The organism is Streptomyces sp. NPDC053673 (assembly GCF_055585225.1).
The window spans coordinates 251,889-272,150 of sequence record NZ_JBVJKN010000007.1 but is presented as its reverse complement, the minus strand read 5'-3'; the positions used below and the strand labels follow the sequence as shown (position 1 = coordinate 272,150).

Below are 20,262 nucleotides of genomic sequence, written 5' to 3'. Positions count from 1 at the left end.
TCATGCCGTGAGTCTGACCAGTCTGCCCCCGACACGCACCAAAGTTTCTCCCACCGCGCGACCGTCCGACGCGGCGCGAGGTTAAAGAACAAGCTGAGAGCGTGTCTGAGAAGCGCGTCCGAGAAGCGCGTCTGAGCAAGACTTCGAGGAGCACGTCCGAGGAGCGCCTCCGAGGAGCACGTCCAGGCAGCACGTCTGAGAAGCGTCGTCCAGGCAAGGGCCGCAATCCGAGGAGGGCCACAAGCGGCACAATGTGGCGGTGAGCGACATGAGACATGTGCTGGTGCTGCCCGACCGCGACGCCGCCGAGGAGGTCATCGAGGCCATCGGCGATCACTTCGGCGTGGGCGACGAGCCCCAGCTGGTCCGGGATGCCCTGGCCGGAGAGGACGACGCCGAGGACGCCCAGTGGCTGGTGGTCGTCGAGGATCCGGAGGGCCGGCTGGACGCCGTCGAACTGGACGAGTTCGTGGCGGACTGGGACGGCTGGCGGGAGGAACCGTAGCCCCGTCCGTCACGGGTGCCTGCGGTGTCAGTGGCCCGTGCGATGCTGGACCGCGATGGCCACCAGGAAGAACACGAACGACGATCCCCTCGCCCCCGTCACGCTCGCCGTGGGCCAGGAGGACCTGCTGCTGGACCGTGCCGTGCAGCAGGTGGTGGCGGCCGCCCGGGCCGCTGACGCCGACACGGACGTACGCGATCTCTCCCCCGAGCAGGTCCAGCCCGGCACGCTGGCCGAGCTGACCAGCCCCTCGCTCTTCGCGGAGCGCAAGGTCGTCGTCGTGCGGAACGCGCAGGATCTGTCCGCCGACACGATCAAGGACGTCAAGGCGTATCTCGATGCCCCCGTCGAGGAGATCACCCTCGTCCTGCTGCACGCCGGCGGCGCGAAGGGGAAGGGACTGCTGGACGCGGCGCGCAAGGCCGGCGCTCGTGAGGTGGCGTGCCCCAAGACGACCAAGCCGGCGGAGCGGCTCACCTTCGTACGCTCCGAGTTCCGCGCCCTCGGGCGGTCCGCGACGCCGGAGGCGTGTCAGGCGCTCGTCGACTCCATCGGCAGCGATCTGCGGGAGCTGGCGAGCGCGGTGTCGCAGCTCGTGGCGGACGTCGAAGGCACGATCGACGAAGCGGTCGTCGGCCGCTACTACACGGGGCGTGCCGAGGCGTCCAGCTTCACGGTCGCCGATCGGGCTGTTGAGGGCCGCGCCGCCGAGGCCCTGGAGGCGCTCCGCTGGTCCCTCTCGACCGGCGTCGCTCCGGTACTGATCACCAGCGCACTGGCGCAGGGGGTGCGGGCGATCGGCAAGCTCTCGTCGGCGCGTGGCGGCCGCCCCGCCGACCTCGCCCGTGAGCTCGGGATGCCCCCCTGGAAGATCGACCGCGTCCGCCAGCAGATGCGGGGCTGGACGCCGGACGGCGTGGCCCTTGCCCTGCGGGCGGTCGCGGAGGCGGATGCCGGGGTCAAGGGCGGCGGGGACGACCCGGAGTACGCGTTGGAGAAAGCGGTGGTGACGGTGGCGCGAGCGGCGCGTCTGCGTCGCTAGTGCCCAAGCATCCCCCGTCTTCCCTCGCCCCCAGCACGACGCCTCGGCACGACGCCTCGGCACGACGCCTCGGCACGACGCCTCGGCACGACGCCTCGGCACGACGCCTCGGCACGACGCCTCGGCACGACGCCCCACCGCGCCCGCCCGCTCGCCCCGTCGCAGGCGAGCGGGGTATACCGAAGGCCCCGCCCTCCGTCCTGGGGGAAGGACAGGAGACGGGGCCTTCGATTAAAGACTTTGGACTCACACCCGCGTGGCGAACGCAGGCCGCGTGCGAGTCCGGGGTGCCGGGCAGGAGCGGATGAGAGGGCCCGCTTGGTCCGTTCCGGCGATCAAGTCGTCCGGCGTGCCACCCCGCGAGGGGTTTCTGCCGGGTCCGGGGGTCACCCCCCGGGATTACAGCAAGAGCGCTCAGCCCTGCAGGGAGGCAACCTTGGACGCCAGCGCCGACTTCTTGTTGGCGGCGGCGTTCTTGTGGATGACACCCTTCGAGACAGCCTTGTCGAGCTTGCGGGCGGCCTCGCGAGCGGCCACGGTGGCCTTCTCGACGTCACCCGCGGCGGCAGCCTCACGGGCCTTGCGGATCGCGGTCTTGAGCGAGGACTTGACGGCCTTGTTGCGCAGGCGCGCCTTCTCGTTCGTCTTGTTCCGCTTGATCTGGGACTTGATGTTCGCCACGAAAGAGCCTTTTCAGGTTCGATGATCTATCAGAGAGGTGACTCGTAGCTGAGAGGGCGTACGAGACACAGCTGCCCAGGTTACCAGTCGCCCTCCTACCGGCCCAAACCGAGCGCAGCCCGGCAGCCGTGGGACGATGGAGACTGCGTATCGATCGACATCGTCCGACAACGACCCGAGACACGAGCGCTCGGCGCTCAAGAATCAGGACCCTGCGTGCCCGCGACCCCTAGCCATGTGCCCGAGCCGAGCCGTACCGACCCGGCGCTGATCCGCAATTTCTGCATCATCGCGCACATCGACCACGGCAAGTCGACGCTTGCCGACCGGATGCTCCAGCTGACCGGTGTGGTCGAGCAGCGGCAGATGCGCGCTCAGTACCTCGACCGTATGGACATCGAGCGTGAGCGTGGCATCACGATCAAGTCCCAGGCCGTGCGTCTGCCCTGGGCGCCCACCACGGGCGACGGTCAGGGCAAGACCCACATCCTGAACATGATCGACACCCCGGGCCACGTGGACTTCACCTACGAGGTGTCCCGTTCGCTCGCTGCCTGCGAGGGCACGATCCTGCTGGTGGACGCGGCTCAGGGCATCGAGGCGCAGACCCTCGCCAATCTCTACCTCGCGATGGAGAACGACCTCACCATCGTCCCGGTCCTCAACAAGATCGACCTGCCGGCGGCGCAGCCCGAGAAGTTCTCCGAGGAGCTCGCCAACCTCATCGGCTGCGACCCGTCGGACGTCCTGAAGGTCTCGGCCAAGACAGGTATCGGCGTGGACGCGCTGCTCGACAGGGTGGTCCAGGACGTGCCGGCCCCGGTCGGCGTCAAGGACGCCCCCGCCCGCGCGATGATCTTCGACTCCGTCTACGACTCGTACCGCGGCGTCGTCACGTACGTACGAGTCATCGACGGCCAGCTCAACAAGCGTGAGCGCATCCGGATGATGTCCACCGGCGCCACGCACGAGCTGCTGGAGATCGGCACCAACTCCCCGGAGATGCTCCCGGCCGACGGCCTCGGCGTCGGTGAGGTCGGCTACCTCATCACCGGTGTGAAGGACGTCCGCCAGTCCAAGGTAGGTGACACCATCACGACCCTGCACAAGGGCGCCACCGAGGCGCTCGGCGGCTACAAGGACCCCAAGCCGATGGTGTTCTCCGGCCTGTACCCGCTGGACGGCTCGGACTACCCCGAGCTGCGTGACGCCCTCGACAAGCTGCAGCTCAACGACGCCGCGCTGGTGTACGAGCCGGAGACCTCCGCCGCCCTCGGTTTCGGCTTCCGCGTCGGCTTCCTCGGCCTCCTCCACCTTGACGTGATCCGCGAGCGGCTGGAGCGCGAGTTCGGCCTCGACCTGATCGCGACCGCGCCCAACGTGGTCTACCGGGTGACCATGGAGGACGGCAGCGAGCACACCGTCACCAACCCGAGCGAGTTCCCCGAGGGCAAGATCGGCGAGGTGTACGAGCCGGTCGTACGGGCCACGGTCCTCGCTCCCAGCGAGTTCATCGGCGCGATCATGGAGCTCTGCCAGACCCGCCGGGGCACGCTGCTCGGCATGGACTACCTCTCCGAGGACCGGGTCGAGATCCGCTACACCCTCCCCCTCGCGGAGATCGTCTTCGACTTCTTCGACCAGCTGAAGTCCAAGACGCGCGGTTACGCCTCGCTGGACTACGAGCCCACGGGCGAGCAGGTCTCCAGCCTGGTCAAGGTCGACATCCTGCTGCACGGCGACAAGGTCGACGCGTTCTCCGCCATCACCCACAAGGACGCGGCGTACGCGTACGGAGTGCGGCTCGTCGCCAAGCTCAGGGAGCTCATCCCCCGGCAGGCCTTCGAGGTGCCCATCCAGGCCGCCATCGGTTCCCGGGTCATCGCCCGCGAGACCATCCGCGCCATCCGTAAGGACGTCCTCGCCAAGTGTTACGGCGGTGACATCTCCCGTAAGCGGAAGCTGCTGGAGAAGCAGAAGGAGGGCAAGAAGCGGATGAAGATGGTCGGTTCCGTGGAGGTGCCGCAGGAGGCCTTCATCGCTGTGCTGTCCAGCGACGAGTCCGGCGGCAAGGCGAAGAAGTAGTACGAAGAAGTAGTAGAGGAAGTAGCAGGGGAAGAAGTAGAAGGCGTAGCAGAGGAAGAAGTGGCGGAGGCGGAGAGCCGAGCCCGGGCGGCGGTGAACGAAGCCCGGGCGACGGAGAAGCTTCGCACAAGTGGCGAAGCGGTCGCCGCGAGGTAGCACAGAAGCACCAACCGCCCCATTTGTCCGATCTGCCCCACAGGCCCCCGCGCTGCCGCGCGGGGGCCTGTTCGTTATGAAGCGGCAGCCCGCAGCCTCTTACGTGGCGGAGCCCGGAGCTCTACCCTGATCACGGCCCGGTGGTTACTCGCGAGTTAAACAAATGTGACCACTCGTGCAAATCAGCCAGTCATGCAGCAACGCTGCAGCAGCAGGCCCGGAGGATGTCGTGAGCGACACACAGACCCAGATCGAGAACCGACCGCCCTCCGTGGCGAACCTCTTCGTCCAGCGTGTGGCGGCGACTCCCGATGCGGAGGCGTACCGCTACCCGGTTCCTTCGGCCACCGGAGACGGGCCCGACGACTGGAAGTCGCTGAGCTGGGGCCAGGCCGCCGAGCGGGTCTACTCCATCGCCGCGGGGCTGATCGATCTGGGTGTGCACCCCGAGGAGCGGGTCGCGCTCGCCTCCGCCACCCGGGTGGAGTGGATTCTCGCCGACCTCGGCATCCTCTGCGCGGGCGCGGCCACGACGACCGTGTACCCGCAGACCAACGCCGAGGAGTCCGCGTACATCCTCGCCGACTCCGAAAGCCGCGTGCTGGTCGCCGAGGACGCCGCCCAGCTGGCCAAGGCGCGCGAGAAGCGCGACGAGCTGCCGAACCTCAAGCATGTCGTGGTGATCGACCCCGCCGCAGCCGAGCCGGCCGAGGGCGACCCCGACGGCTGGGTGCTCTCCCTCGCCGACCTCGAGGCGCGCGGCGCCAAGTACCTCGCCAAGCAGCCGGAGGGCGTCACCGAGCGGATCGGGGCGATCACCTCCGAGCAGCTCGCCACCCTCATCTACACCTCGGGCACCACCGGCCGCCCCAAGGGTGTCCGGCTGCCGCACGACAACTGGTCGTACATGGCGAGGGCCATCGCCTCGACCGGCCTGGTCACCGCGGACGACGTCCAGTACCTGTGGCTGCCGCTCGCGCACGTCTTCGGCAAGGTGCTGACCTCCGGCCAGATCGAGGTCGGGCACGTCACCGCGGTCGACGGACGCGTTGACAAGATCATCGAGAATCTGCCGGTGGTCCAGCCGACGTACATGGCGGCCGTGCCCCGCATCTTCGAGAAGGTCTACAACGGCGTGGCCGCCAAGGCGCGGGCCGGCGGCGCCGCCAAGTACAAGATCTTCCAGTGGGCCGCCGGTGTGGCGCGCGAGTACGCCAAGGAGTCGCAGGACAGCTTCCGCCGCACGGGCACCGCCTCGGCCTCCTTCGGCCTCACGGCCAAGCACAAGGTCGCCGACGTGCTCGTCTACTCCAAGCTCCGCGAGGCCTTCGGCGGCCGGCTGCGCGCCGCCGTCTCCGGCTCCGCCGCGCTCGCGCCCGAGATCGGCTTCTTCTTCTCCGGTGCCGGTATCCACATCCTGGAGGGCTACGGCCTCACGGAGTCCAGCGCCGCCTCCTTCGTCAACCCGGGCGAGGCATACCGCACGGGCACCGTCGGCAAGCCGCTCCCCGGCACCGAGGTGCGCATCGCCGACGACGGCGAGATCCTGCTGCGCGGCCCCGGCATCATGGAGGGCTACCACGGGCTCCCGGAGAAGACCGCCGAAGTCCTGGAGGCCGACGGCTGGTTCCACACGGGCGACATCGGCGAACTCTCCGCCGACGGCTATCTGAAGATCACCGACCGTAAGAAGGACCTGATCAAGACCTCCGGCGGAAAGTACATCGCGCCGGCCGAGGTCGAGGGCCAGTTCAAGGCGGTGTGCCCGTTCGTCTCCAACATCCTGGTGCACGGCGCGGACCGTAACTTCTGCACCGCGCTGATCGCGCTCGACGAGGCCGCCATCCTCGGCTGGGCCAAGGAGAACGGCCTGGAGGGCAAGTCCTACGCCGAGGTCGTCGCCGCCCCGCAGACGGAGCAGCTCGTCGAGGGCTACGTGAAGCGCCTCAACGAGACGCTGCAGCGCTGGCAGACCATCAAGAAGTTCCGTCTGCTGCCCCGCGACCTCGATGTCGAGCACGGCGAGCTGACGCCGAGTCTGAAGCTGAAGCGGCCTGTCGTCGAGCGCGAGTACAAGGAGCTCATCGACGACATGTACGCGGGGTCGCGCGAAGCCTGATCAAGCCGCCGGGCAAGTCGGGTTGCCGGGCAAGTCGGGTTGCCGGGCGGCCGGATCGCCGGGCAGTCGGGCTACCGGGCCGCCGGGGGCGTGTGGACTGCGATGCGAACCGTGGGCGCGACGAGGACTCCTCGTTCGCGCCCACGGTGGCGTTTGCGGTGGCGTTCGCAGTGTCGCCCGCGCTCGGCGCTGTTCGCTGGGCACTGTTCGTGTGGCGCTGTTCGCTGGCGCTGTTCGTGTGGCGCTGTTCGACAGGTACTTTTCGAGGCGCCGTTCGATGTGCTGTTCGAGGTGCTGTCCGTACGCGTCAGAGACCGGCAGAGTTGTCATTCGTGCACGTCCGAGGCATGTCCGGCGCGCATCCGGCCTGCGTCGGCACCCGCGTACTCCGTCATCCGGGCTGGTTCATATCTGCCCACTTCGATGACTCCACGCTTATGAGCGCGCTCGGTCTGTCACTCTGTCGGTGTTGTCGGAGGGCAAGACAGACCGGACAGGAGCCGCCGCGTGGGGTCCGTTCCGATGCAGCAGGAGACCACGCACCGCTCGGTGCACCTGCTCTCACAGCGTGGTGACGCACGCTCAGTCGCCCGCACCAGCCTGCCCGGGAATCCGCTCGCCGCGTCCGCCGCGCGCCGGTTCGTACGGGCTGCGCTCGCCGACTGGACCCGGCTCGGGACGGTCGCCACGCGCGGTACGGACCGGCTCGCCGACGACGCCGTGCTCGTCGTCAGCGAACTCGTCACCAACGCCGTCGTGCACGCGGGCACCAATGTCGAGGTGCTCACGCGGCTGGACCCGGCCACCGACGACGACCCGGCGGCCCTGGTCATCGAGGTGTCCGACCACCACCCGACCCGGGCGGTACGCAGCGACGGCTCCGAGTCGGCGGCGCTCCCCGGCGAGCCGGAGTACGGGCGCGGACTGCACCTCGTCGCCACGCTCGCCGCCGTCTGGGGAATCACCTACCGGCCGGGTCTCAAGACGGTCTGGGCCCGCCTCTCCCTCGACGGGTGCCAGACCGTGGGGGCGCTGCCCGGAGGCGAGGCCGCGTTGCAGCGCGGACTGCGGGCGGCCGAGATCCTCGCTCCCACGCCGCGCCGGGCCGTACGCGACGACCGGGAGTGGATCAGCCGCGGCTCCCTTTCCTTCCTCGCCGAGGCGTCCGACCTGCTTGCCGGACAGCTCGACGAGGACATGGTCGCGGCGCTCGCGGGCCAGCTCCTGGTGCCGCGGCTCGCCGACTGGTGTGCGGTCTGGCTGGATGGTGAGGCGGGGCCCGCGCCCCGGCTGGCCCGGGTGTGGCATGCCGACGAGTCGGCCATCGAGGGCCTGCGAGTTGTTCTGGTCAAGGAGCCGCCGCGGTTACTGGACGAGGCGCGCGGCGGGGCCGTGACGGTCCCCGTCGCATGGCCGGAAGGCGCGGACGGAAGCGCGGTGGCGTTCCGGCTGGCCACGGGCGCACGGCCGCTCGGCACGCTGCTCCTCGGCCGCGAGGGGCTGCCGGGCGTCCCCGACGAAGCGACCGCCCTGCTCGAGGACTTCGCGCGCCGCGTGGGCCTCGCGATCGGGGCCGCCCGCCAGTACACCCGGCAGGCCACCATCAGCCGGGTGCTGCAGCGTGGGCTGCTGCCCGCCCAGGTCGCCCAGATCCCGGGCGTCGACAGCTCGCTCGTGTACGAGCCGAGCGACGAGGGCCTGGCGGGCGGCGACTTCTACGACATCTTCCCGGCCGGCAGCGGCGGCCGCTGGTGCTTCATGCTCGGCGACGTCCAGGGCAGCGGGCCCGAGGCCGCCGTCGTCACCGGCCTCGCCCGGCCCTGGCTGCGGCTGCTCGCCCGCGAGGGGTACCAGGTCGGCGAGGTCCTCGACCGGCTCAACGGACTGCTCCTCGACGACGCGATGGAGGCGGCGGAGGCGGCGGCGCTCATGGTGGCGGGAGCGGGCTCCGGCACGGGTCCCGGTCACCCAACCACCAGCCCCGCCCGCGGCTCCGGCCTCGGGCACCAAACCACCGGCCCCGGGTCCGGTCACGGCTCTGGTCACGGCTCTGGTCACGGGTCCGGTCACGGGTCCGGTCACCACGACGGACCCCAGTCGCGGTTTCTGTCGCTGCTGTACGGGGAGCTGACACCGCTCCCTGGCGGAGGCGGAGTCCGCTGCACCCTGGCCTGTGCCGGCCACCCGCTGCCCCTGCTGCTGCGCCCCGACGGCACCGTACGCCCGGCTGCCGCCTCCCAGCTCCTCCTCGGAGTCGTCGAGGACGTCGCGTACGAGAGCCAGACCTTCGAGCTGGAGCCGGGCGACACGCTGCTCTGTGTCACCGACGGGGTCACGGAGCGGCGCTCCGGGCAGCGGATGTTCGACGACGCCGACGGGCTGGCGCGGGCGCTCGGCGACTGCACGGGCCTTACCGCGCAGGGTGTCGCGGACCGCATACGGCAGGCGGTGCACACGTTCGCGGAGGCCCCGCCGGACGACGACCTGGCGCTGCTGGTGCTCCAGGCGCGCTGAGCTGTCCCGGGAACCGTGGCTGTCCGGGGACCCGCGCACGTGGCTGTCCGGGGACCCGCGCGCGTGGCTGTCCGGGGATCCGCGCGCGTGGCTGTCCGGGGACCCGCGCACGTAGCGGACAATGGGGCGTATGCCTTCCGTACTGCCTGATGGTGAGCCCATGCCCCTGGACGGGGCGCTGCCCCCGCACGCCCTCACCGGCGCGGGCGACCGGCCCCTCGGGTTCTACCTGCACGTTCCGTACTGCGCCACGCGCTGCGGCTACTGCGACTTCAACACGTACACGGCGAACGAGCTGCGCGGCAGCGGAGGTGTGCTGGCCTCCCGCGACAACTACGCGGACACGCTGATCGAGGAGATCCGGCTCGCCCGGAAGGTCCTCGGCGACGATCCGCGGCAGGTCAGGACCGTGTTCGTGGGCGGCGGTACGCCGACGCTGCTGGCCGCCGGCGATCTCGTACGGATGCTGGGGGCGGTTCGGGAGGAGTTCGGTCTCGCGGACGATGCCGAGATCACGACCGAGGCGAATCCGGAGTCCGTGGACCCCGCGTATCTGACGGAGCTGCGGGCGGGCGGCTTCAACCGGTTGTCGTTCGGCATGCAGAGCGCGCGGCAGCACGTGCTGAAGGTGCTGGACCGCACGCACACTCCGGGACGGCCCGAGGCGTGTGTCGCCGAGGCGCGGGCGGCGGGCTTCGAGCATGTGAACCTGGATCTGATCTACGGCACGCCGGGGGAGAGCGACGACGACTGGCGGGCGTCGCTCGACGCGGCGATCGGGGCCGGGCCGGACCACGTCAGCGCATACGCGCTGATCGTCGAGGAGGGCACGCAGCTGGCCCGGCGGATCCGGCGCGGTGAGGTGCCGATGACCGACGACGATGTGCACGCCGACCGGTATCTGATCGCGGAGGAAGTGCTGTCGGCGGCGGGGTTCGACTGGTACGAGGTGTCGAACTGGGCCACGTCCGAGGCGGGGCGCTGCCTGCACAACGAGCTGTACTGGCGCGGCGCGGACTGGTGGGGGGCGGGCCCGGGGGCGCACAGCCACGTGGGGGGTGTGCGGTGGTGGAACGTGAAGCATCCCGGCGCGTATGCGGCGGCGCTCGCGGAGGGGCGGTCGCCTGGTGCGGGGCGGGAGGTCCTGCCGGACGAGGACCGTCGGGTCGAGCGGGTGCTGCTGGAGCTGCGGCTCGTCGAGGGCTGCCCGCTGTCCCTCCTGAAGCCGGAGGGGCTCGCGGCGTCGCGCCGCGCCTTGGCGGACGGGCTGCTGGACGCGGGGGCGTACGAGGCCGGGCGGGCGGCGTTGACCCTGCGGGGCCGGCTGCTGGCGGACGCGGTGGTCCGGGACCTGGTGGACTGAGAGTTTCCCCACCCCGCCCCTTCCCGAACTGGGGCGCTGCCCCAAGACCCCGCGCCTCAAGCGCCGGCGGGGCTGGGTTTGGGGGTGCTGCCCCAGGCCCTGCGTCTCAAGTGCCGACCGGGGCGGGTTTTCGGGGCGCTGCCCAGGCCTCGCGCCTCAAGCGCCGCACCGGGGTGGGTTCTCGGGGTTCCGGCCCGGCTGGACTTCGGGTGGAGCCCCGGGGCTACTCCGGCGGCGCCGTCACGAAGTCGATCAGCTCTTCCACCCTTCCCAGCAGCGCCGGCTCGAGGTCCCGGTAGCTCGTCACCCGCGACAGGATGTGCTGCCACGCCGCACCCGTGTTCGGCGGCCAGCCCAGGGCGCGGCAGACGCCCGTCTTCCAGTCCTGGCCGCGCGGTACGGAGGGCCAGCCCGCGATTCCCAGCGACGAGGGCTTCACGGCTTCCCACACATCGATGTACGGATGGCCCACCACCAGCACATGCGGGTCCGTGACGGACCCCGCGATGCGGGACTCCTTGGAGCCGGGGACCAGATGGTCGACGAGGACGCCCAGACGGGCGTCCGCCGTCGGGGAGAAGTCCGCGACGATGGACGGGAGGTCGTCGACGCCCTCCAGGTACTCGACGACCACGCCCTCGATGCGCAGGTCGTCGCCCCACACCTTCTCGACCAGTTCGGCGTCGTGGCGGCCCTCCACGTAGATGCGGCCCGCGCGGGCGACCCGGGCCCGTGCGCCGGGGACGGCGACCGAGCCGGAGGCCGTACGGGTGAGCCGTACCGGAGCGCCGGAGGACGGCCGGACCAGCGTGACGACCTTCCCCTCCAGCAGGAATCCGCGCGGCTCCAGCGGGAACACCCGGTGCTTGCCGAAGCGGTCCTCCAGCGTCACCGTCCCCGCCTCGCAGCGGATCACCGCGCCGCAGAAGCCCGTCGTGACCTCCTCGACGACGAGATCGGGCTCGGCCGGCACCTCCGGCACGGGGGTGGACCGCTTCCACGGTGGGGTCAGGTCGGGGCTGTAACTGCGCATTCCGCAGACGCTACGACACCCCGAACCGCCGGGCCAGCTCATCCCGTTGAGCGCGTACGAAGGCGGCGTCCACCGCCGCCCCGTGACCCGGTACGTACACCGCGTCCTCTCCGGCCAGCGCGAGCAGCCGGTCCAGGGCCGCCGGCCAGCGGGAGGGGGTCGCGTCCGGCCCCGCCTGGGGGTCGCCCGACTCCTCGACCAGGTCGCCGCAGAAGACAATCGCCGGGTCAGCAGCCGCGCCGGGCACCAGTACGGCGAGGTCGTGGCCGGAGTGGCCCGGTCCGGCGTTCACCAGCAGGACCTGGCGGCCGCCGAGGTCCAGGGTCCACGGGTCGGAGACGGTGTGCTGCGGCCGCACCAGCACGTCCGTGGCCTGCGCCGCGTCGGCAGGCGTCACACCGTGGCGGATCGCGTCGTCGCGCAGCACGTCCCGCTCGCGGACGAGCAGCTCGTCGATGCCGACCGCGCCGTACACCTGGACCGCCGAGAACGCCGCCGTGCCGAAGACGTGGTCGAAATGGGGGTGGCTGAGCGCGATATGCGTCACACGGCGGCCGCCGAGAAGGGCCTCGGCCTGGGTGCGCAGCTCGGCGCCCTCACGGAGTGTGGAGCCCGTGTCGTACAGCAGGGCCGCGGTTTCTCCGACGACAAGACCGATGGTGGCGTCCCAGACAGGCATGCGTCGCCGGCCCACTCCGTCGCCGAGACGTTCCCATCCGAAGTCTTCCCAACTGACGTCCATACGGCGACGCTATCCCGGGCGACCAGCGACGTCTTGCCGGTCCGCGGGGCGGTAGCGTGTCCGATCGCCCTTGCTAGGTGCGTACCTCCCCGCCGTACACTGGCCCGGGGGAAGACTGGCACTCAGCCGCAGCGAGTGCCAGGCAGGACCGACCGACCGCCGAGGAACCACAGCTGGAGGTGTGCGCGATGCTCAGCGAACGCAGACTCGAAGTGCTGCGCGCCATCGTCCAGGACTATGTCGGGACGGAGGAGCCCGTCGGTTCCAAAGCCCTCACGGAGCGGCACCGGCTGGGTGTCTCGCCGGCCACCGTGCGCAACGACATGGCGGTGCTGGAGGAGGAAGGGTTCATCGCCCAGCCCCACACCAGCGCCGGACGGATTCCGACGGACAAGGGCTACCGCCTGTTCGTGGACAAGCTGGCGGGCGTCAAGCCGCTGTCGTCCCCCGAGCGGCGCGCGATCCAGAACTTCCTGGACGGGGCCGTCGACCTCGACGACGTCGTGGCGCGCACGGTTCGGCTGCTCGCGCAGCTGACCCGGCAGGTCGCGGTCGTCCAGTACCCGTCCCTCACCCGCTCGACCGTGCGGCATGTGGAGCTGCTGGCGCTGGCTCCGGCGCGTTTGATGCTGGTGCTGATCACCGACACCGGACGGGTCGAGCAGCGGCATGTGGACTGCCCGGCGCCGTTCGGCGAGACCTCGCTGGCGGATCTGCGGGCCCGGCTGAACAGCCGGGTGGTGGGCCGTCGCTTCACTGACGTCCCGCAGCTGGTGCAGGATCTTCCCGAGTCGTTCGAACTGGACGACCGGGGCACGGTCTCGACGGTGCTCTCGACCCTCCTCGAAACGCTCGTGGAGGAGACCGAGGAGCGGCTGATGATCGGCGGCACCGCCAATCTGACGCGCTTCGGCCATGACTTCCCGCTGACCATCCGGCCCGTCCTGGAGGCGCTGGAGGAGCAGGTCGTCCTGCTGAAGCTGCTCGGCGAGGCCAAGGACTCGGGCATGACCGTACGGATCGGGCACGAGAATGCCCATGAGGGCCTCAACTCCACGTCCGTGGTCGCGGTCGGCTACGGTTCGGGCGACGAGGCAGTCGCCAAACTCGGCGTGGTCGGACCGACCCGCATGGACTACCCCGGAACGATGGGAGCGGTACGCGCAGTGGCACGTTACGTCGGACAGATCCTGGCGGAGTCGTAAGTGGCCACCGACTACTACGCCGTGCTGGGCGTACGCCGCGACGCATCGCAGGACGAGATCAAGAAGGCCTTCCGGCGGCTGGCGCGTGAGCTCCACCCGGACGTGAATCCGGACCCGAAGACGCAAGAGCGCTTCAAGGAGATCAACGCCGCGTACGAGGTGCTCTCGGACCCGCAGAAGAAGCAGGTCTACGACCTCGGTGGCGACCCGCTCTCCGCCGCGGGCGGCGGGGGCGGGGCCGGCGGCTTCGGCGCGGGCGGCTTCGGTAACTTCTCGGACATCATGGACGCCTTCTTCGGAACGGCGTCCCAGCGCGGGCCGAGGTCGCGGACGCGGCGCGGTCAGGACGCGATGATCCGGCTGGAGGTCGAGCTCAGCGAGGCGGCTTTCGGGACGACGAAGGACATCCAGGTCGACACGGCTGTCGTGTGTACGACCTGCTCGGGCGAGGGAGCGGCTCCCGGTACCTCCGCCCAGACCTGTGACATGTGCCGCGGCCGCGGTGAGGTCTCCCAGGTCACCCGGTCCTTCCTCGGGCAGGTCATGACCTCCCGCCCCTGCCCGCAGTGTCAGGGCTTCGGGACCGTGGTCCCCACTCCGTGCCCCGAGTGTGCGGGCGACGGCCGGGTGCGGTCGCGTCGCACTCTCACGGTCAAGATCCCGGCCGGTGTCGACAACGGCACCCGGATCCAGCTGGCGGGCGAGGGCGAGGTCGGCCCCGGCGGCGGCCCGGCCGGCGACCTGTACGTCGAGATCCACGAGCTGCCGCACCCTGTCTTCCAGCGGCGCGGCGACGATCTGCACTGCACGGTGACGATCCCGATGACGGCGGGTGCGCTCGGCACGAAGGTGCCGCTGGAGACGCTCGACGGCATGGAGGAGGTCGACATCCGTCCGGGCACGCAGTCGGGGCAGTCGATCCCGCTGCACGGGCGCGGTGTGACGCATCTGCGGGGCGGCGGGCGTGGTGACCTCATCGTCCATGTCGAGGTGATGACGCCGACGAAGCTGGATCCGGAGCAGGAGCGGGTGCTGCGGGAGCTGGCGAAGCTGCGGGGCGAGGAGCGGCCGATGGGGCAGTTCCAGCCGGGGCAGCAGGGACTGTTCTCCCGCCTCAAGGACGCGTTCAACGGTAGGTGAGGGGGGAACCCCACTCACCTGGTCCCCCCCGGGGGCGGGAGTCACGGGAGCCTGATGGCCCCCGTTCCCCGGGGGAGGCGTGGGTGCTTCGCGTCGCGCGAGTCTTCGTTCCGGTCGGGTAGGCGCGGGTGCTTTGCGCCACGGCTTCTCGTCGCCCTGGCGGCGGAAGCTGTGGCTGACGGCTCCGGTTGCCCCGGGCAGGCGTGGGCGCTCCGCGCCATGGCTCCCCGTCCCCCCTTGGGCGGGGGTTACGGGGCCCTGACAGCTTCCGTTCCCCCGGCAGGCGCGGGCAGCTTCGCGTCATGGCTCCCCGTCCCCGGGCGGGAGTTACAGGGCCTTCACGGCCCCCGTTCCCCCGGCAGGCGTGGGCGCTTCGCGCCACGGCCCCCGTCCCCCGGGGCGGGAGTCACGGGGGGCCCGACGGCCCCCGTCCCTTGCCAGGCGCTGGGGCTTTGCGCCGGAAGCACTCGCCGTCCGAGGGCGAGGCCGCTTCGCGCCGCACCCCGTCCCGCCGGGGGCGGACGCGGGCCGTCCCGCGCCGGATTCGGCCGTGCCGTCGGGACGTGGCACCATGCGGGCATGTCCTCCGCGCTGACCGATCTCTGCCGTTACCCGATCGTGCAGGCCCCCATGGCGGGTGGCGCTTCCTGTCCTGAGCTCGCCGCTGCCGTGTCCGAGGCCGGCGGGTTCGGGTTCCTGGCCGCCGGGTACAAGACGGCGGACGGCATGTACCAGGAGATCAAACAGGTGCGTGGGCTCACCGGCCGTCCCTTCGGCGTCAATCTCTTCATGCCCCAGCCGCATTACGCCGACCCGGCCGCCGTCGAGGTGTACCGGCACCAGCTCGCCGGGGAGGTGAGCTGGTACGACACGCCGCTCGGCGACCCCGAGGCCGGACGGGACGACGGGTACGAGGCCAAGCTGGCGATCCTGCGCGACGACCCCGTACCCCTTGTGTCCTTCACCTTCGGCTGCCCCACCCGGCAGACCCTGGACGCCCTCAAGCGCGCCGGGACGCTCACCGTCGTGACCGTCACCACGCCCGAGGAAGCACAGGCCGCGCAGAACGTGGGCGCCGACGCCATCTGTGTGCAGGGCATCGAGGCGGGCGGCCACCAGGGCACGCACCGCGACGACCCTGCCACCGACTGCGGCGGGATCGGGCTGCTGGCACTGATCGCGCTGATCAGGGAGACCGTACCGCTCCCGATCGTCGCGGCCGGTGGACTGATGCGCGGCAGCCAGATCGCCGCCGCGCTGGCCGCGGGCGCCGACGCGGCCCAGCTCGGCACCGCGTTTCTCGTCTGCCCCGAGTCCGGTGCGAACGCGGTGCACAAGCAGGCCATGACCAATCCGCTGTTCACCCGCACCGAACTCACCCGGGCCTTCTCCGGACGCCCGGCCCGCGGCCTGGTCAACCGGTTCATGAGCGAGCACGGACGGTACGCGCCCGCCGCGTACCCCGAGGTGCACCACCTCACCTCCGGTCTGCGCAAGGCCGCGGCCAAGGCGGGCGACCCACAGGGCATGGCCCTCTGGGCCGGTCAGGGCCATCGGATGGCCCGCGACCTTCCCGCCGGGCGCCTCGTCGAGGTGCTCGCTGCCGAACTGGGCGCCGCGAGCGCCGCTCTCGCCCTGCGGAGTCCCTCATGACCGCCCCGGTGTTCCTCGTCGACCGCGTCACCTCCGGCACCGTCACCCTCGACGGTCCCGAGGGACGGCACGCCGTCTCGGTGCGCAGGCTCCGCGTCGGCGAGGAGATCGTGCTGACGGACGGCGCGGGCAACGGCGCCTACGGCACCGTCGCCGCCGTCGAGGGCAAGGACCGTCTCGATGTCACCGTCACCGAAGTGCGCACGGAGAGCGAGCCCTCGCCCCGGATCACCGTCGTCCAGGCGCTTCCCAAGGGCGACCGCGGCGAACTCGCCGTCGAGACCATGACGGAGACCGGGGTCGACGCGATCGTGCCGTGGGCCGCCGCCCGCTGCATCACGCAGTGGAAGGGCGACCGCGGCGCCAAGTCCCTCGCCAAGTGGCGTGCCACGGCGCGCGAGGCGGGCAAGCAGTCGCGCCGGCTGCGCTTCCCGGCGGTCGCGGACGCCGCGACGACGAAGCAGGTTGTGCGACTTCTCGCCGAAGCGGACTTCGCCGCCGTCCTGCACGAGGAGGGCGCCGAGCCGCTCGCCACCGCCCAGCTGCCGTCGTCCGGCGAGATCGTGCTGGTCGTCGGTCCCGAAGGGGGCGTCTCCCCCGAGGAGTTGGCCGCCTTCGCGGAGGCGGGCGCGAAGCCGTACCGGCTCGGGCGGAGTGTTCTGCGCACCTCCACGGCCGGGACGGCGGCCGCGGCGCTGCTACTGGGCCGTACCGGCCGCTGGTCCTGACCCGGCCGTACGTCCCACCAGCGCGTCGAACAGCGGCCAGCCGTCGATCTCCGCGATGCCGTGCGCGACCGGCAGCAGCCCGCGCGCTGCGGCCTCGTCGAGGAACCGGCGTACGACACCGGGCTCGTGAAGGTTCAGGCAGGTGTCGTGGCCGGTGGTGCCGAGCAGGCCGGACGACCAGTACGCGCCGGCCACGATGCGTCCCTTGCCGTCACGGAACACGAACCGCAGCTGGGCGTGCGGGGCTTCGGCGCGGCGCACGGTCAGGATCTCGCGGCATTCCGGGTGCAGATGCCCGACCGACCAGAGCCAGACCTCCGGGCCCACCGTCAGCCGTCGGGGTGTGCGGTCGCGTCTCATCCCCCCACCGTACGCGGCGCGTTGTGACCGCAACTGGTCTACCGCGACCGCGGCGCCGGTGGGACGCTGCCGGGCATGGGCGCGTACACACGTGTACTGGCAGCGATCGGTCTGGCCGGCGCGGCGGCCCTCGGCGCCGTGGCGTGCGAACCCGGCACGGGCGGCGGGCTCAGCGCGACGGCGGTGTCCTTCACGACGGACGCCGCAGGCACCCGCGCGCTGGAGCGCGCCGGTGTCCGGGTGCGCTGGCTCAGCTGTACGACCACGCTCAGCACCGGTCACACGGCCTCCCCTTCGGCACCGGCCGTCGCCACCGTCGCATGCGAGGGCGAACGCGAAACCGGTGCGCAAGGGCCCGGCCGGAAGATCACGATCAACGGCAAGGTCACCCAGGAGATCGACGGGCGCTGCGTACGCGGCGACCTGAAGGCCGAGGCCGGCGGCCGTACGGTCTTCCACCTCGGTGTCCTCGGCGACTGCAGCGCCCCGACACCCACGCGGGTCCCCGGCGGCGACGGCCCGCCCCGCCCCACGGTCACCGTGACGGTGACCGTCACCGAAACCCGTACCCCGGGCAAGTAGCCCGGCGCCCCGGCACCGATAGCATGCAGATCCATTGATCGTCGGAGTCATGAAGGGGCCCGGACCATGGCGGGAGAACCGCAAGCCGACTGCCTGTTCTGCAAGATCGTCGCGGGGGAGGTCCCGGCCACCGTCGTACGCGAGACCGAGACGACCGTCGCCTTCCGCGACATCAATCCGCAGGCGCCGACGCATGTGCTTGTCATCCCCAAGTCGCACTACCCGGACGCCGCCACGCTCGCCGCGGCCGAGCCCACCGTCGTCGCCGACATACTGCGCGAGGCGGCCGAGGTCGCGGCCGGGGACAAGGTGGACGCCACCGGCTTCCGTGTCGTCTTCAACACCGGCAGCGGCGCGGGACAGACCGTCTTCCACGCGCACCTCCACGTCCTCGGCGGCCGCGGCTTCAACTGGCCGCCCGGATAGTCACCGCATGTCCGTACGAGAACTGGTCGTGCTCGGCACCGCCAGCCAGGTCCCGACCCGGCACCGCAACCACAACGGCTATCTGCTGCGCTGGGACGGCGAAGGCATCCTCTTCGACCCGGGCGAGGGCACCCAGCGGCAGATGCTGCGGGCCGGCGTCGCCGCGCACGACATCAACCGCATCTGTGTCACGCACTTCCACGGCGACCACTCCCTCGGCCTCGCCGGGGTGATCCAGCGCATCAACCTCGACCAGGTGCCGCACCCGGTGACCGCGCACTACCCGGCGAGCGGGCAGCGCTTCTTCGACCGGCTCCGCTACGCGACCGCCTACCGGGAGTGCGTACAGCTCACCGAGGCGCCGGTCGCCACCGGCGGCGTGCTCGCCGAGACCTCCTCGTACACCCTGGAGGCGCGCCGGCTCTCGCATCCCGTGGAGTCGTTCGGCTACCGGCTGACTGAACCCGACGGCCGCCGCATGCTGCCCGAGCGGCTCGCCGCGCACGGCATCAAGGGCCCCGACGTGGGCCGCATCCAGCGCGAGGGCGCACTCGGCGGCGTCACCCTGGAAGAGGTGAGCGAGGTGCGGCGCGGCCAGCGTTTCGCGTTCGTCATGGACACCAGGCTGTGCGAGGGCGCGTACGAGCTGGCCGAGGGCTGCGACATGCTCGTCATCGAGTCGACGTTCCTCGACGAGGACCATCTGCTGGCCACCGACCACGGCCACCTCACCGCCGGTCAGGCGGCTCGCGTGGCGCGCGATGCGGGCGTACGGCACCTCGTCCTGACACACTTCTCACAGCGCTACAGCGAGCCCGAGGAGTTCGAGCGGCAGGCCCGGGCAGCCGGCTTCGACGGCGAACTCTCCGTGGCCCAGGACCTCGTCCGGGTCCCCGTACCCAAACGCGAACTCTGAGCGAGCACCGATGTCACTCCCCAAGGCCGAACTGCACCTGCACATCGAGGGCACCCTCGAACCCGAACTCGCCTTCGAACTGGCCGAGCGCAACGGCGTCCGGCTGCCGTACGCCGGCACCGAAGACCTCCGCAAGGCGTACCTCTTCAGTGATCTGCAGTCCTTCCTCGACCTGTACTACGGGCTGATGGCGGTCCTGCACACCGCGAACGACTTCACCGACCTCGCCGACGCGTACCTCGCGCGCGCGGCGGCACAGGGCGTACGGCACGCCGAGATCTTCTTCGACCCGCAGGCGCACACCGGCCGCGGCATCCCGATCGGCACGGTCGTCGAAGGGCTCGCGCACGCGCTGGACCGGGGCGAGGAGCGGCACGGCGTCTCCACGCAGCTGATCATGTGTTTCCTGCGCGACGAGTCCGCCGAGTCGGCCATGGAGACGCTCGACGCGGCGAAGCCGTACCTCCACCACATCAGCGCGGTCGGCCTGGACTCGGCCGAGGTCGGGCATCCGCCCGCCAAGTTCCGCGAGGTGTACGCGGCCGCCGAGTCCCTCGGACTGCGCAAGGTCGCCCACGCCGGCGAGGAGGGCCCGCCCGCGTACATCCGGGAGGCCCTGGACGTTCTCGGGGTCGAACGCATCGACCACGGCCTGCGCGCGATGGAGGATCCGGAACTGGTCGAACGCCTCGTCCGTGACCGGGTACCCCTCACCGTGTGCCCGCTGTCGAACGTCCGCCTGCGCGCCGTCGACACCCTGGAGGACCACCCGCTGCGCTCGATGATGGACGCCGGGCTGCTCGTGACCGTCAACTCCGACGACCCCGCGTACTTCGGCGGCTACGTCGGCGACACGTTCCACGCGGTACGGGAGGCGCTGGGCCTGAGCCAGGACCAGCTGCGCGAGCTGGCCCGCAACTCCTTCCGGGCCGCGTTCCTCGACCATGACGAGACCCGCCGGGAGCGGTACCTGGCGGACGTCGAGTCGTACGACTTCGACACCGACTGACGC

General features: G+C 71.0%; 18 protein-coding genes. 14 read left to right on the top strand and 4 right to left on the bottom strand.

From position 1 onward, the window contains the following. Positions 1-259 precede the first annotated feature (259 nt). Positions 260-505, top strand: coding sequence for a hypothetical protein (locus ACZ6ZQ_RS14025; RefSeq protein WP_469768769.1), 246 nt, complete (start codon positions 260-262; stop codon positions 503-505). A gap of 55 nt (positions 506-560) precedes the next feature. After that, complete coding sequence (gene holA, locus ACZ6ZQ_RS14020) at positions 561-1,547, top strand: DNA polymerase III subunit delta (protein ID WP_453659253.1); 987 nt, start codon at positions 561-563, stop codon at positions 1,545-1,547. A 414-nt stretch (positions 1,548-1,961) separates the two neighbouring features. Here holA and rpsT read toward each other — a convergent pair whose 3' ends face one another. Next, positions 1,962-2,228: a 30S ribosomal protein S20 gene (rpsT, locus tag ACZ6ZQ_RS14015; RefSeq protein ID WP_453659254.1), complete on the bottom strand. Its 267-nt coding sequence runs from the start codon at positions 2,226-2,228 to the stop codon at positions 1,962-1,964. Positions 2,229-2,444: 216 nt separating this feature from the next. On the opposite strand from rpsT, the gene lepA reads away from it, so the two are divergent. The 4 genes from lepA (at position 2,445) to hemW (ending at position 10,465) form a co-directional block, all read left to right on the top strand. Then, complete coding sequence (lepA, locus tag ACZ6ZQ_RS14010) at positions 2,445-4,313, top strand: translation elongation factor 4 (RefSeq protein WP_469768768.1); 1,869 nt, start codon at positions 2,445-2,447, stop codon at positions 4,311-4,313. A 385-nt stretch (positions 4,314-4,698) separates the two neighbouring features. Then, positions 4,699-6,588 carry an AMP-dependent synthetase/ligase gene (locus ACZ6ZQ_RS14005; RefSeq protein ID WP_469768767.1) on the top strand — a complete coding sequence of 630 codons (1,890 nt, stop codon included), beginning with the start codon at positions 4,699-4,701 and terminating at the stop codon, positions 6,586-6,588. A gap of 522 nt (positions 6,589-7,110) precedes the next feature. Next, complete coding sequence (locus ACZ6ZQ_RS14000) at positions 7,111-9,102, top strand: SpoIIE family protein phosphatase (protein ID WP_469768783.1); 1,992 nt, start codon at positions 7,111-7,113, stop codon at positions 9,100-9,102. A gap of 130 nt (positions 9,103-9,232) precedes the next feature. After that, positions 9,233-10,465, top strand: a complete 1,233-nt coding sequence (gene hemW / locus ACZ6ZQ_RS13995) for a radical SAM family heme chaperone HemW (RefSeq protein ID WP_469768766.1) — start codon at positions 9,233-9,235, stop codon at positions 10,463-10,465. Positions 10,466-10,688: 223 nt separating this feature from the next. On the opposite strand, the gene ACZ6ZQ_RS13990 is transcribed toward hemW, so the two are convergent. Beyond that, positions 10,689-11,498, bottom strand: a complete 810-nt coding sequence (locus ACZ6ZQ_RS13990; RefSeq protein WP_469768765.1) for a DUF3097 domain-containing protein — start codon at positions 11,496-11,498, stop codon at positions 10,689-10,691. Between the two features lie 10 nt (positions 11,499-11,508). Beyond that, positions 11,509-12,240, bottom strand: a complete 732-nt coding sequence (locus ACZ6ZQ_RS13985; protein ID WP_469768764.1) for an MBL fold metallo-hydrolase — start codon at positions 12,238-12,240, stop codon at positions 11,509-11,511. Between the two features lie 188 nt (positions 12,241-12,428). Here ACZ6ZQ_RS13985 and hrcA point away from each other — a divergent pair, with 188 nt between their 5' ends. The 4 genes from hrcA (at position 12,429) to ACZ6ZQ_RS13965 (ending at position 16,966) form a co-directional block, all read left to right on the top strand. Next, positions 12,429-13,445: a heat-inducible transcriptional repressor HrcA gene (gene hrcA / locus ACZ6ZQ_RS13980; RefSeq protein ID WP_453659260.1), complete on the top strand. Its 1,017-nt coding sequence runs from the start codon at positions 12,429-12,431 to the stop codon at positions 13,443-13,445. Beyond that, entirely contained in the window at positions 13,446-14,585 is a 1,140-nt protein-coding gene (dnaJ, locus tag ACZ6ZQ_RS13975) for a molecular chaperone DnaJ (protein ID WP_469768763.1), read from the top strand. A 579-nt stretch (positions 14,586-15,164) separates the two neighbouring features. After that, entirely contained in the window at positions 15,165-16,238 is a 1,074-nt protein-coding gene (locus ACZ6ZQ_RS13970; protein ID WP_469768762.1) for a nitronate monooxygenase, read from the top strand. Beyond that, positions 16,235-16,966, top strand: a complete 732-nt coding sequence (locus ACZ6ZQ_RS13965) for a 16S rRNA (uracil(1498)-N(3))-methyltransferase (RefSeq protein WP_469768761.1) — start codon at positions 16,235-16,237, stop codon at positions 16,964-16,966. The genes ACZ6ZQ_RS13970 and ACZ6ZQ_RS13965 overlap by 4 nt, the downstream gene beginning before the upstream one ends. On the opposite strand, the gene ACZ6ZQ_RS13960 is transcribed toward ACZ6ZQ_RS13965, so the two are convergent. Next, positions 16,937-17,326 carry a hypothetical protein gene (locus tag ACZ6ZQ_RS13960; RefSeq protein WP_469768760.1) on the bottom strand — a complete coding sequence of 130 codons (390 nt, stop codon included), beginning with the start codon at positions 17,324-17,326 and terminating at the stop codon, positions 16,937-16,939. The genes ACZ6ZQ_RS13965 and ACZ6ZQ_RS13960 overlap by 30 nt on opposite strands. Before the next feature lie 75 nt (positions 17,327-17,401). On the opposite strand from ACZ6ZQ_RS13960, the gene ACZ6ZQ_RS13955 reads away from it, so the two are divergent. The 4 genes from ACZ6ZQ_RS13955 (at position 17,402) to ACZ6ZQ_RS13940 (ending at position 20,259) form a co-directional block, all read left to right on the top strand. Further along, the gene (locus tag ACZ6ZQ_RS13955) at positions 17,402-17,908 is read left to right on the top strand and encodes a hypothetical protein (protein WP_469768759.1); all 507 of its coding nucleotides are present in this window, start codon (positions 17,402-17,404) and stop codon (positions 17,906-17,908) included. 66 nt (positions 17,909-17,974) lie between these two features. After that, complete coding sequence (locus ACZ6ZQ_RS13950; RefSeq protein ID WP_469768758.1) at positions 17,975-18,334, top strand: histidine triad nucleotide-binding protein; 360 nt, start codon at positions 17,975-17,977, stop codon at positions 18,332-18,334. A 7-nt stretch (positions 18,335-18,341) separates the two neighbouring features. Continuing rightward, entirely contained in the window at positions 18,342-19,250 is a 909-nt protein-coding gene (locus tag ACZ6ZQ_RS13945; protein ID WP_469768757.1) for a ribonuclease Z, read from the top strand. Positions 19,251-19,260: 10 nt separating this feature from the next. Continuing rightward, entirely contained in the window at positions 19,261-20,259 is a 999-nt protein-coding gene (locus ACZ6ZQ_RS13940) for an adenosine deaminase (RefSeq protein WP_469768756.1), read from the top strand. Positions 20,260-20,262: the final 3 nt, after the last annotated feature.